Origin of the sequence: Nocardioides euryhalodurans, assembly GCF_004564375.1 — a bacterium.
Taxonomy (GTDB): Bacteria; Actinomycetota; Actinomycetes; order Propionibacteriales; family Nocardioidaceae; genus Nocardioides; species Nocardioides euryhalodurans.
In genome coordinates, this window is record NZ_CP038267.1 from 425,818 (window position 1) to 438,183 (window position 12,366).

At 73.7% G+C, this 12,366-nt stretch carries 13 protein-coding genes; 5 read left to right on the top strand and 8 right to left on the bottom strand.

Going from position 1 to position 12,366, the window contains the following annotated elements; translation table 11 throughout:
* Positions 1-31 precede the first annotated feature (31 nt).
* On the top strand, positions 32-484 hold the full coding sequence (locus tag EXE57_RS02005) for an Lrp/AsnC family transcriptional regulator (protein WP_135073524.1): 453 nt from the start codon (positions 32-34) through the stop codon (positions 482-484).
* A 20-nt stretch (positions 485-504) separates the two neighbouring features.
* Positions 505-1,437, top strand: a complete 933-nt coding sequence (locus EXE57_RS02010) for an NAD-dependent epimerase/dehydratase family protein (protein WP_135073526.1) — start codon at positions 505-507, stop codon at positions 1,435-1,437.
* Here EXE57_RS02010 and EXE57_RS02015 read toward each other — a convergent pair.
* A complete protein-coding gene (locus EXE57_RS02015; protein WP_208542934.1) occupies positions 1,422-2,024 on the bottom strand; it encodes a NeuD/PglB/VioB family sugar acetyltransferase in 603 nt (200 codons plus the stop codon). The genes EXE57_RS02010 and EXE57_RS02015 overlap by 16 nt on opposite strands.
* 56 nt (positions 2,025-2,080) lie before the next feature.
* Between EXE57_RS02015 and EXE57_RS02020 the strand changes: the two genes are divergently transcribed.
* Positions 2,081-3,013 (top strand): O-antigen ligase family protein, encoded by a 933-nt coding sequence (locus EXE57_RS02020; RefSeq protein ID WP_135073530.1) that lies wholly within the window; start codon positions 2,081-2,083, stop codon positions 3,011-3,013.
* Positions 3,014-3,023: 10 nt separating this feature from the next.
* Here the strand turns inward: EXE57_RS02020 and EXE57_RS02025 are convergent, their stop codons facing one another.
* From EXE57_RS02025 to EXE57_RS02040, 4 genes are read right to left on the bottom strand one after another with little or no spacing between them, the layout of a single operon-like run.
* A complete protein-coding gene (locus tag EXE57_RS02025) occupies positions 3,024-3,866 on the bottom strand; it encodes a sulfotransferase (RefSeq protein WP_135073532.1) in 843 nt (280 codons plus the stop codon).
* Positions 3,863-4,447, bottom strand: a complete 585-nt coding sequence (locus EXE57_RS02030; RefSeq protein ID WP_135080519.1) for a sugar transferase — start codon at positions 4,445-4,447, stop codon at positions 3,863-3,865. Before EXE57_RS02030 ends, EXE57_RS02025 begins: the two co-directional genes overlap by 4 nt.
* Before the next feature lie 5 nt (positions 4,448-4,452).
* Entirely contained in the window at positions 4,453-5,661 is a 1,209-nt protein-coding gene (locus EXE57_RS02035) for a glycosyltransferase family 4 protein (RefSeq protein WP_244247125.1), read from the bottom strand.
* Between the two features lies 1 nt (position 5,662).
* The gene (locus EXE57_RS02040; protein ID WP_208542937.1) at positions 5,663-6,448 is read right to left on the bottom strand and encodes a polysaccharide deacetylase family protein; all 786 of its coding nucleotides are present in this window, start codon (positions 6,446-6,448) and stop codon (positions 5,663-5,665) included.
* Positions 6,449-6,558: 110 nt separating this feature from the next.
* Between EXE57_RS02040 and EXE57_RS02045 the strand changes: the two genes are divergently transcribed.
* Both EXE57_RS02045 and EXE57_RS02050 read left to right on the top strand, forming a co-directional pair.
* Positions 6,559-7,464 (top strand): sulfotransferase domain-containing protein, encoded by a 906-nt coding sequence (locus EXE57_RS02045; protein ID WP_135073537.1) that lies wholly within the window; start codon positions 6,559-6,561, stop codon positions 7,462-7,464.
* Entirely contained in the window at positions 7,454-8,551 is a 1,098-nt protein-coding gene (locus EXE57_RS02050; protein WP_135073539.1) for a glycosyltransferase, read from the top strand. Before EXE57_RS02045 ends, EXE57_RS02050 begins: the two co-directional genes overlap by 11 nt.
* Here the strand turns inward: EXE57_RS02050 and EXE57_RS02055 are convergent.
* From EXE57_RS02055 to EXE57_RS19540, 3 genes are all read right to left on the bottom strand, one after another.
* A complete protein-coding gene (locus EXE57_RS02055; RefSeq protein ID WP_135073541.1) occupies positions 8,520-10,460 on the bottom strand; it encodes an ABC transporter ATP-binding protein in 1,941 nt (646 codons plus the stop codon). The two genes, EXE57_RS02050 and EXE57_RS02055, sit on opposite strands and share 32 nt — an antisense overlap.
* Entirely contained in the window at positions 10,457-11,284 is an 828-nt protein-coding gene (locus EXE57_RS02060) for a sulfotransferase family protein (protein ID WP_135073543.1), read from the bottom strand. The genes EXE57_RS02055 and EXE57_RS02060 overlap by 4 nt, the downstream gene beginning before the upstream one ends.
* A 70-nt stretch (positions 11,285-11,354) precedes the next feature.
* Positions 11,355-12,230 (bottom strand): sulfotransferase domain-containing protein, encoded by an 876-nt coding sequence (locus EXE57_RS19540; protein ID WP_167305783.1) that lies wholly within the window; start codon positions 12,228-12,230, stop codon positions 11,355-11,357.
* Positions 12,231-12,366: the final 136 nt, after the last annotated feature.

The following is a 12,366-nucleotide window of genomic DNA, read 5'->3' on the forward strand; positions in this document are numbered from 1 at the left end:
GACGGCCGCCGATCCCGCTACTGTGGCCCGCGTGACGCGCGTACTCCTCGAGGCCACGGACCGACAGATCGTGGAGCTGCTCGCCGTCGACGGACGGATGTCCTACACCGACCTCGGCAAGGCGACCGGGCTCTCGACGTCCGCGGTGCACCAGCGGGTCAAGCGGCTCGAGCAGCGCGGCCTCATCACCGGGTACGGCGCCTCGGTCGACCACGACGCGATCGGCCTGCCGCTGACGGCCTTCATCTCGATCACTCCGATCGATCCCTCCGCGCCGGACGACTACCCCGAGCGGGTGCGCCACATCTCCGAGATCGAGTCGTGCTGGTCGGTGGCGGGGGAGGAGTCCTACATCCTCAAGGTGCGGGTGGCGACGCCGGCCGACCTCGAGGACCTGCTGGCCCGGATCCGGGCGGCGGCCAGCGTGTCGTCCCGGACCACGGTGGTGCTGTCGACGCCGTACGAGAACCGTCCGGTGACCTGAGAGAGACACGGGGGACGCAGATGAGGGTGGTCGTGACCGGCGGGGCCGGATTCATCGGGGCGAACCTCGCGCGGCTGCTGGTCGAGCAGGGCGACGAGGTGGTGGTCGTCGACGACCTGTCCACGGGCTTCCGGAGCAACCTCGACGGCGTCGACGTCGAGCTGCGGGAGGGCTCGATCCTCGACGCGACGCTGCTCGACGCGGTCGTCCCGTCCGCCGATGCTGTCGTCCACCTGGCGGCGGTGCCGTCGGTGCCGCGCTCGGTGGCCGACCCGCTGACCAGCCACGCCGCCAACGCGACCGGCACCCTCATGGTGCTCGACGCCGCCCGGCGCAGCCCGACGCCGCCCCACGTCACGGTCGCCTCGTCGAGCTCGGTCTACGGCGCCAACCCCGAGCTGCCCAAGCACGAGGACCTGCGGTGCGTGCCGATGTCGCCGTACGCCGTCAGCAAGCTGGCCACCGAGTCCTACGCCACCGCCTTCGCGCACGTCTACGGCCTCGAGACGATGCCGTTCCGCTTCTTCAACGTCTTCGGCCCGCTGCAGGCGGCCGGCCACGCCTACGCCGCCGTCATCCCGCAGTTCGTGTCGGCAGCGCTGGAGGGGCGCCCGCTGCCGCTGGACGGTGACGGCACCCAGTCGCGCGACTTCACCTTCGTCGGCACGGTCGTGCGGGTGCTGGCCGAGGCGGCCCACCGCCGGGTGACCTCGCCGCAGCCGGTCAACCTCGCCTTCGGCGGTTCGACCACCCTCCAGGTGCTGATCGGCATGCTCGAGGAGCGCCTCGGGCGACCGGTGGAGCTCGACCGGCGACCGCCGCGGGCCGGCGACGTCCCGCACTCCCAGGCCGACCCGACCCGCCTCCTGGGGCTCTTCCCCGGGGTGACGCCGGTGCCGCTCGAGCAGGGACTGGACGAGACGATCGCGTGGTTCGTTCAGGAGCGTGGGTGAGTCGGCCGCGCCGGTGCACCGACCACGACCTGCCCGGGCGCGACGTCCCGCGTGACGACGGCTCCGGCACCGACGAAGGCGCCGGCCCCCACGGTGAGGCCCTGCAGCACGACCGCGCCGCTGCCGACCGTCACGTCCTCCTCGAGGACGACGGAGCCCGAGACGTTGGCGCCCGGATAGACCGTCACGAAATCGCGGAGCACCGTGTCGTGGCCGACGGTCGCGTTGTAGTGGACCTGGCAGTGGTCCCCGATCGTGATGCTGCTCGAGACGTGGGCCCCGCCGAGCACGAGGCAGCCGTCGCCGAGCGTGGTCTCCGGAGCCACGATCGCCCGCGGGTGGACCACCGTGACCGGCTCCAGCCCCCGCGCGTCGAGGAGGGCGACCAGACGGCGCCGCACCGCGGGGGAGGCGATCCCGACGACGTACGCCGAGCCGGCCGGCGCCTCGTCTGGCCGCCCCACCGGGAGGCCGCGGCAGCGGCCGCCAGCGAGCCCGTCGTCGGCGAACCCCGACACGGCCAGGCCCGCCGCGAGGCAGGCGTCGAGTGCTTCCCGGCCGACGCCACCTGCTCCCGCGATGATCACGTCAGCATCCTCCCGCATCGGTGGGCCGCGTGAGGAGTGTTGCGCGATCCCTCCCGGTGGGACTGCTGCTGCTCGGCCTGGCGGCGGCGTGGGCCCTGCTGTCGACGCCGGAGGCCCCGCAGGCCGGAGCGGCCGGGGCGGCGTACGTGCTGCTGGCGGTGGGGCTGGTCGCCGGCTTCCTGCTCGGGACGCACGACCCGGCCACGCCGGGGCTGCTGGTGCTCGCGGGCGCGTTGGTGGTGCTCATGCTCGCCTGGCCGCAGCCGGTCTCCGGTGAGGCGATGACCGCCCCTCTCGGCTACATGAACGCCAACGCCGCGCTGGTCCTGTGTGCCGCGGCCGGTGCGGTCGTCGCGACCAGCGGCCGGCCGATGGCCTGGCGGGGCGCCGCGGCCGGGATCTCCCTGGCAGCGGCGGTGGCGTGCGCGACCCAGGACGCGCAGGCGGCGGCCCTGGCCGCCGTGCTGCTCGCGGGGTGGAGCGTCACGCGCCACCTCGGGCCCACGGTGCTCTGGGCGGTCGTGGCCGCGGTGCTGCTGCTCGTCCCCGTCCTGCTGACGGTCGCGTGGGCGGCCGGGCTGCTGCCACGACCGCGCCTGCTGGTCTCCGCCCTGTCGGAGGAACGCTTCGACCTGTGGTCGGAGGCGTGGGACCTGCTGCTGCGCGAGCCCGTGACCGGCATCGGGCCGGGCCGGTTCTCCGAGGAGAGCCCCACGGGCGCCGACCCGGACCTCGCGTGGGCCCACTCCTACGTCCTGCAGACCGGCGCCGAGCTCGGCTTCGTCGGACTCGGGCTGCTCGCGCTCCTGGTCGGCTGGGCCTCCTTCGCGCTGGGACGACAGGCTGTGCTCCTCGGCATCCTGCTGCTCCCGGCCTCGGTCGACTACGTGCTCCACTTCGGGGGCGTGCTGCTGGCGCTCTCGATGGTCGTCGGGGGCGCGCTCTCGGCACCGCGGGTCGAGCGACAGGCACCGGGCGCGCCGCCGTAGGGGCCTGGCGTCAGCGACGCCACTCGTGCAGGTCGCGACCGAGGAGCTGCGCCAGGGCCTCACGCTCGGGTGCGAACTCGGCGGCCAGGCGCTCGACGACCGCGGGCTCGACCTCGGGGTAGGCGTCGACCTCCACCCGGTTGAGCCGGCCGACGGCCCGGCGCAGCGGACCCGGGAGGTGGTCCGCGACGGCGCGGACCCGGAGCGAGCGGAACTGCTGGTAGGCGTTCGCCTGCTCGCCCACCGCCTCCGGGACCGTGGTGGGGTCGACGCCGATGAAGTCGGCGATGGCGCGGAACACCTCGACGGGGGAGTCGCGCAGGTCCTCGAAGAGGTGGATCGAGACGGCCTCGCGAGGGTAGTGCTCGAGCAGGCGCTCCAGCTGGCCGAGGTAGTGGCCCCGGTCGGCGTAGGAGAAGTGGGCCCGGTCGAGCTCGTCGCCACTGGCGAGACGCTCCCGCTCGGCGGCGAGCGCGTCGCCGAAGGACAGCTCCTCGCCGCCGCGGGTCAGCCGCTGGAGGTAGTGGGAGTGGGCGCGGGCGATCGGGTCGCGGAGCAGGACGACGATCCGGGCCGCCGGCACGTCCGTGGCCATCCGGGTGACCGCCTCGGGGTGGTAGAGGTAGTTGGGCGTCGCCTCGCCCGTGGCCGACCCGGGCGGCGCGCCGGCGAAGTGCTCGGCGTACCAGGGCCAGCCGAGGTCGTAGTGCCGGTCGAAGAAGTGGACCTCCTTCGTGGAGGACATGTGCACCCCGGGGTGCAGCCGCAGCCAGGACGTGAGGGCCGTGGTGCCGGAGCGCATCGCCCCGGCGATGATGAAGGAGGGCGGGGGGCCGAGGCCGCCGGCCGTCACGGGGTCCCCTCGTCGCCGGCGGGCAGGAATCCCTGGTTGACCCCGCCCTCGCCGTAGATCCCGCTGGGGCGCACCAGACGGAGCAGCGTACGCCCGACGATGCGCGCGTCGAGGGCCAGCGACCGGTGCTCGATGTACCAGAGGTCCAGCTCGATCCGCTCCGGCCACGAGATCGAGTTGCGGCCGTTGACCTGCGCCCAGCCGGTCAGGCCGGGCCGGATCGCGTGCCGGCCGTGCTGGCGCGGGGAGTAGTGCTCGACCTGCTCAGGGAGGGTCGGCCGCGGGCCGATCAGGCTCATGTCACCGCGCAGCACGTTCCACAGCTGCGGCAGCTCGTCGACGCTCAGCCCGCGCAGCGTCCGCCCGAGCCGGGTGTCGCGGTCGGCGTCCGGCTCACCGGGCCAGGCCTCCGGACGCATAGTGCGGAACTTGACGATGTCGAAGGGGACCTCGTCGCGGCCGATCCGCCGTTGCCGGAAGATCACCGGCCGGCCGAGCCGCCACCGCACCAGGGTCGCCACGACCGCCATCAGGGGCGCCAGCAGCACACCTGACACCGCAGCCACCACCACGTCGACCATCCGTCTCACGGCCGCACCTCCGTCCAGCCGAGACCGCGACGACGGGCCACGTCGGCGTACGTCGTGAGGGAGCGCGCCGCGATCCGGCGCTGGTCGAACTCGGCGTGCGCGCGCTGCTCGGCGGCGCGGGCCAGCCGGGTCCGGAGGTCCGCGTCGGCGACCAGCCGCCCGACCCGGTCGGTGAGCGCGTCGGCGTCACCCGGGGGAGACAGCAGCAGGTGTGTGCCGTCGACGCCGACCTCGCGGCAGCCGCGGATGTCGCTGAGGACCATGGCGGTGCGGCACGCGGCCGCCTCCATCGCGGAGCGGCTGAACCCCTCGCGGTAGGACGGGAGCACGAAGACGTCGAGGGCGCTGTAGACAGCCGGCATGTCGGACCGCTCGCCGAGGAACCGGACGCCGGTGCCGGCCACGGCCCAGGCGTCGGGCTTGTCGGGGTCGTCCGGCCCTACCCAGACGAAGGCGACGTCGTCGCCGTGCGCCGCGGTCAGCCGGTCGGCCGTGGCGAGGAACTCGCGGATCCCCTTCTCGGCGACCATCCGGCCGACGCCGCCGACGACGACCGTGTCGTCGGCGACCCCGAGCTCGGCGCGCAACCGGCGTCGTTCGTCGGGGGAGTGGCGGAAGCGGACGAGGTCGGTGCCGTTGCCGACCACCTCGGACCGGCCGGCCCGCAGCCACGGCGTCAGGGTCTGCCGGTCGGTGGCGTTCTGGAAGAGCTCGGCGTGGCTGAACCAGGAGGCCACGACCTCGGCGGTGTAGACGGGCAGCCGGCGGCGCAGCCGGTCGGAGGGCGAGGCCCACAGCCCGTGGCAGGTGTTGACCACCACCGGGACGCCGAGCAGCCGGCCCGCGACCCGGCCGATCACCCCGGTCTTGGGGTTGTGGGTGTGGAGGACGTCGGGGCGGAGGCGACGCAGCGCCTGCACGAGCTCGCGCACTCCCCGGAGGTCCCGGCGCGGGTCCCACGAGCGGGTGAGCGACGGCAGCGGGACGTGCTCGACGCCGAGGGCGGTGACCGTCGGGACGAAGCGTCCCGGCGCGGACAGGCCGTACGTCTCGTGCCCGGCCTCCACGTCGACCGCCAGCTCCGTGGCCAGCAGCAGGGCCAGGCTCATGTCGACGGTGGTCAGGTGGGCCACGCGCAGCGGCCGACCCCCGGGCCCGCGCCAGCGGGGCACCACGACCTCGTCGGCGCCGGCCCCGGCCCGCATCTCAGCCACGCATCCCCACCCCCTTGGCCGCGGAGACGATGCGGCCGTAGAGCCGCTCGGGCACCAGCTCGCCGCGGAGCTTGGCCCGGAAGAACGGCAGCGGGTCCGTACGCCGGACCGGGATCCTCGCCAGCTGCAGCGGGTCGACGCCGGGCAGGTTGCGCCCCAGCGCCCCGGTGGCGCAGGTCCGGAACCGGGCCGAGAGCTCCTCGGCCAGCGCAGGCACCGGGATGCCCCAGGTGTAGGCGAAGTGCTGGGGGACCACGCCCAGCTCCTGGCCGACCAGCTCGGTGCAGCGGTCCAGCTCCGCGGCCGTCAGCAGCTCGGGCGGTACGTGGGTGTGGGTGTGGTTGCCGATGGTGCAGAGCCCGGAGTCGACCATCTCCCGCAGCTGGGTCCACGTCAGCGCCGGGGCACCCTGCTCGCGGGCCGTCGAGCCCTCCCAGCGCATCGAGTCGCCGACGTACGCCGTCGTGAGGTAGATCGTGAACGGCAGCTCGCGACGCCGCAGCTCCGGCCAGGCGTTCTCGTAGACGTCGCGGAAGCCGTCGTCGAAGGTCAGCACGACCCGCGGCGAGGTGTCGCCCCGCTGGAGCGCGTCGACGGCCTCGCCCAGCGGCGCCACCGGCTGGCCCGCGAGGGCGTCGAGCTGGGCCCGGAACTGCTCGACCGAGACGTCGAGCTCGTCGCGGGAGCCCCCGCCCACGCGGTGGTAGATGAGCAGGCTGGCGCCGCTCGACGGTCCCCCCGGGATGACCGACAACCCCCGCTTCAGCGCCTCGCGCACGGGCACAGACTAGACCGTCGCGGGCCGCCGCGGGGAGACAATTGCGCGGGCTCCCGGGCAGCCGTAGGCTCCGCGCACGTGCGGTTCCGGGCGCGCCAGGGGGTGAGGCGATGAAGGCCGGTCAGGGCGTCGCCGACGCCGTCCGGAAGCAGCTGAGCGTCCAGCAGCGCGGGCGCATCGCCCGACGCCGGGTCGCGCTCCGCAAGCCGACCGCCCGGCTCCGGATGCTGCCGGACTTCCTGGTGCTCGGGACCATGCGTGGCGGCAGCAGCTCGCTCTACCGCTACCTGTGCGCCCATCCCGAGGTGGCCAAGCCGCTACGCAAGGAGGTCGAGTACTTCGACTGCCACCACGCCGAGGGTGTGGCCTGGTACCGCCAGCACTTCCCGTTGCGGGCGCGCTCGGCCGTGGCGGCGGGGCGCCACCGCACCCTGCGGACCTTCGAGGCCACGCCCAGCTACCTCTTCCACCCGGAGGTGCCTGCGCGCGCGGCCGACCTGCTGCCCGAGGCGCGGCTGGTCGCACTGCTCCGGGACCCGGTGGAACGGGCGTACTCCCACCACCGCCACATGCGCCAGCTCGGCTTCGAGGACCTCGGCTTCGAGGAGGCGATCGCCGCCGAGGAGGCGCGCCTCGCGCCGGAGCTCGCCCGCATGGCGGCGGACCCGGGCTACTTCTCGCGCATCCACTCGCGCTTCTCCTACCTCTCCCGAGGTCGCTACGCCGAGCAGCTCGAGAGGTGGCTGGCCCACTACCCGTCCTCGAGCCTGCTGGTCGTCGAGAGCGCCGACCTCTACGCCCGCCCGGTGGAGTGCTTCAGCCGGATCACCGGCTTCCTGGGCCTCGCGGACTGGCACCCCGAGGAGTTCCGCAACTTCAGCAGGCCCGCCACGGAGTCCGAGCCCCGGAGAGCCGAGGCGGGGCTCGCCCGCGAGCTGTACGCCCGGTTCGAGGACGACGACCGCCGGCTCGCCGAGGTGTGGGGGCACGTCCCGAGCTGGCGCGATGGCCGCTGAGCGACGCCCGCGGGTCCTCCACCTCGTCACGCGGAACCAGCCGCGGGGCGCGGAGTCCGCTGCCCTGATGCTGGCCGACGCCCTCGCCGGACGTGGCTACGACACCAGGCTGGTGGCGCTGGCCCGGACCACCGGCCCGGAGCTCGCCGGCGTGCCCGTGCTCGGCACCAGCCCGCTCGGCCCACGGACGCTGCTGCGCCTCCGGTCGGAGGTGCGGGGCGCGGACGTGGTGATCGCCCACGGGTCGCGCACCCTGCCCGCGGTGGTGCTGGCTGCAGCAGGCCTGCGCCGTCGGCTGATCTACCAGAACATCGGCGACCCGCTCTTCTGGGCGGGGGAGCGGTGGCGTCACCGGCGGGTCCGGTTCCTGCTGGGCAGGATGTCGGCGGTGGCGGCCCTGACCGAGCAGTCCGCCCTGGTGCTCGAGGAGCACTTCGACGTCCCGGCCGGGCGGCTGCTCGTGATCCGCAACATGCGCGACGGCCACCGGTTCCACCCACCGACGCGCGAGGGCCGTACGGCTGCCCGCGCGGCCCTCGGGCTAGAGCCTGCGGACCGGGTCGTGGCGATCATCGGGGCGCTCTCGCCGGAGAAGCGGGTCGGCCTGGCCATCGAGGCTGCGGCACGTGTCCCCGGGGCGGTGCTGCTCGTCGCGGGGGACGGGCCCGAGCGTCCGGCGCTCGAGAAGCTGGCCGGCGAGGTGCCCGGCACCACGCGCTTCCTCGGCAGCCTGACCGACGTGGTGCCGCTGCTCCACGCCTGCGACGTGCTGCTGATGACCAGCGAGAGCGAGGGCGTGCCGGGAGTCCTGATCGAGGCCGGCCTGTGCGGGGTCCCCGCTGTGAGCACCGACGTCGGCTTCGTGTCCGACGTGGTGGAGCACGGCCGGACCGGGCTGCTGGTGCGGACCGCCGGTGCGGCGGACCTCGCCGGGTGCCTCGAGGAGGCGCTCGACGACCGGGAGCGGCTGGGTGCCGAGGCCCGGACGCGGTGCCTGGAGCGGTTCGAGCTGGACTCGGTCGTCGACCAGTGGACCCGGTTGCTGGGACCGGCCGTCACTGACCGCCCTGGGCCACCATCGAGCTGAACTCCTCGTGCGAGGCCATCAGCTCGTCGTAGGTGCCCTCGGCGGCGACGTTGCCGTCGCTGAGGTAGACGATCCGGTCGCAACGGCGCACCGTCGAGAGCCGGTGGGCGACCATGATGATGAGCCGGTCCTCGCGGAGCGCGTCGATCGCCTCGACCAGCGCCGCCTCGGTCGTGTTGTCGAGGGCGGAGGTGCCCTCGTCGAAGATCAGCAGCTCGGGCTGCAGGTAGAGCGCGCGGGCGATCGCGATCCGCTGTCGCTGGCCGCCCGAGACGGAGAGCCCGCGCTCGCCGACCTCGGCGTCGAGTCCGTCGGGGTGTGCGGCCAGCATCGGGCCGAGCTGCGCGAGGTCGGCGACCTCCCGCACCCGCTCCTCGTCGACGTCCTCGGGCGGTACGCCGAAGGCGATGTTGCTGCGGATCGTCCCGTCGAACATGTGGACCGACTGCGACACCAGGCCGACCCGGGAGTACCAGTCGGCCAGGTCGTCGGAGATGTCCGACGTCGAGCCGCCGATCGTCGCCTCGACGTGGCCGGTCGTGGGTGTCAGGAGGCCGCAGATCAGGTCGATCATGGTGCTCTTCCCGCTGCCGCTGCGGCCACAGACGCCGATCGACTCGCCTCGGGCGAGGCCGAGGTCGATGCCCCGGAGTGCCTGCCGCTCGTCGTCGCCGTAGGAGAACGAGACCGCGCTGAGCCGGAGCGCCTCCAGCGGCTTCTCCGGAGCCTGCAGGGGTCGCCGGACGACCAGCTGGCGGCGGGTGTGGTCCATGGTGACGTAGTCGGCGTAGAGGTCGTCGACCGCCGGACCCGCGAACCGGATGTTGTTGAGCGAGAGCACGATGCGCTGCAGCGACGGCTGCAGCCGGAAGCCGACGTACGCGAACAGGCCGACGACGGGGACGGCGCCGCCCTCGCTGCTGCCGGCGAGCGCGCTCACCGCGACGAAGGCGAGCAGCAGCAGCACCAGCGTGGTCTCGATGATCGTCCGCGGCAGGGCGAGCGTGGAGCCCTTGACGTACTGGGCCCGCGCGGCGCGCATCCGGGTCCGGGCGAAGGTGCGCACGAAGAACGGCTCGTTGCCGTGGAGCTTGATCTCGCGGATGCCCACGAGGTTCTGCTGGAGCATGTGGAAGGTCGCCTGGGCCTCGTCCTGGCTGATCCGGCCGAGCGTCTTGAGCCGCGGCTGGATGACGCGCAGCAGCACGAGGATGACCGGCAGCAGCAGCCCCAGCGCCAGGAACGTCGCCCCCGGCGACATCACGAGCATGAAGCCGAGCAGCACGACCGTGGCGAGCGCGTCGGTCAGCAACGTCACCACCGGGATCCAGACCGCGGTCACCAGCGCCTGCACGCCGTTGAAGGTGTTGCGGGTGAGCTCGGCGGTCTTGCGGCGCAGGTGGAAGGCGTACGGCTTGCGGAGGTAGCCGTCGAGCAGCTGGGCCGAGAGCCGGGCGCCCGCCCGGTGCAGGATCCGCTGCTGGATGTAGGTCTGGGCGATCAGCGCGATGGCACGGACCACGAAGAACAGCGCGAGCGCCGAGGCCGCCCACACCGTCTTGGCGTCGATCGTGTCGCCGGGCACGAAGCCCGACACGTCGCCGATGCCGGGCAGGGCGATCTCGCCCTCACCGGTGGCGAGGCCGAGCACCACGACGATGAGCGCCGCGCCCACCGTCTCCAGAGCGCTGGCGAAGATCGACAGGCCGACCAGCACCGCCATGTGCCGACGGGGCAGCTGGTCGGAGAGCACCCAGGCCTTGGAGAGCGTGCCCCGCGAGGTCGTGTCGTCGTCGCTCGAGGACCGGCCCGGGCGCGCGACCGCGTCCCGTGGTGCCGGCTCCTGCGGCTGCGGGTCCCGCGCAGCGTCGGGGGCCGCGGGCGTGACCCGCGAGTCGGCCGTCGTCACGCCAGCCCCCACACGTCGAAGGACGGGCCGACGATCTGGCGGAAGCGCTGCAGGTCCGGGCGCAGGGTGTCGTGGATGCGGGCGCGGAGCTCGTCGGAGACCACGGTCTCGCCGGGCTGCTGCCGCCGCATCGTCCGGTCACGCAGGGCGCGCTTGGCCGAGACCGGCACCCGCTCGAGCAGCGGCGTCCGGGCGAGGGTGCCGCGCACCATCGTGAGCGGGGCGGGCATCCGGCGCTGGTCGCTCCCGGTGTTGTGGGTCCGGTCGAGGTTGTCGGGCACGTAGTCGGGGTCGACCCCCAGGAAGGCGAACACCTCGGCCAGCAGGGCGGCCCGCTCGTCGCGCAGCCGCTCGTTGGAGATGACCAGGATCTGCTCGCGATCGAAGTGCTCGAGGTAGGCGTCGAGCTGGGCGCCGTAGCGCGCCGACTCGAGGTAGAGCGGCACCTCGAAGACCGCGCGGTCGATCGACCGACGGTCTGGCTTGCGCTCGAGGCGGTGCTGGTAGAGCGAGCGGATCCGCTCGACCGGGTCGCGGACCAGGTAGACCAGGCGGACGTCGGGACACACCGCGGCGATCCGCTCGGGCACCCTTGGACGCAGGCCGGCGATGGAGTAGTTGGTCGATCCCTCGCCCTTGACCTGGTGGGGGAGCGCGTCCGCGAAGAGCGCCTCGTACGACGCCAGCCCGGTGTCGTGGAAGTCGCTGAAGAACCGCGGCTCACGCGGCCGGGTGTAGAAGACGTCAGGATGGGCGCCGAGATATCGCGCCAGGCTGGTCGTCCCGCTCTTCATGGCACCGATGACGATGAAATCCGGCAACACCACGGCCCCCTAGCCCATGCTCCGACCCGCGGAGCGTACCTCTCGGGGTCGGGGTGCGCCATGGGATCGCTCACCTCGATGCCTCTGGGCTGGTCCAGTCCAGCGGGGGCGCCGGTGCCCCGAGCAGCTCGTGCACCCCCGCCCACTGCTCGGTGAGCCGTCGCTGCACGGGGTCGGGGAGGACGAGGTCGCGCACCTCCAGCGCCTGGTCCTGCAGGGACGCGGTCGAGCGACCGAGGACGGCCCGGCCGGCCCGCCGGACAGGCCCGGGGAGCCGCCCCACCCGCTCCAGCCACCCGGCCTCCCACAGCTTGAGCAGCAGCGGGTTGAACGCCACCTTCGACCTCGTCTCGTTGGCCCGCTCGTCGGTCCCGGGGGCGTGGTCCAGGCCGAGGAAGTCGGTCAGCCGGTCCCAGCCGGGAGCGTCCGCGCCGGCGAGGTCGGCCAGGTGGAGGAGGAGCACCGCGTCGCTGCCGAAGCGGCGCAGGAACGGTGTCACGGCGTCGGCGTAGCAGGACAGGGCGACGTAGGGGTTCGCCGGGTCGGCCAAGGCCTCGGGCAGCGACCGCCGCTCCCGCGAACGCTGCCGCTCGTGGAGGAAGTGGCTCTTCAGCCGCTCACCCGGGTGTCGCACGAGGTAGACCAGCCGCGCCGACGGCACCGCGGCATGGAGCCGCTCGGCGACGACGCCGGCGATGCGGGGGTCGGCGTACGACGCGGAGGCCTCGCCGGTGAGCAGCGCCGGGTCGGTCGCGGCGAAGTAGTCGCGGTAGGCGGCGATGCCCCGGGCGTACTCGTCGTCGCGGGAGAAGAAGTGGGGCTCCTTGACCTCCGGGAGGTCGCACCCCGGATGGGTGCCGAGCCAGCGGAAGAGGGAGGTGGTGCCGGCCTTCATGGCACCGATCACGACGAAGTCGGGCAGTCGCATCGACCCCGCGTCGGCCATCTCTCCCCCTGGAACCGCACTGGTGGCGTCCTGCGGACGCGGTTGGGAGGATACTCCGGACCCTGCCGCCGAGGGGTGCGTTGTGCCACCATGGGCGCCCAGACACGCCGGCCGCGACGCCGTGCCGACCGCGGCA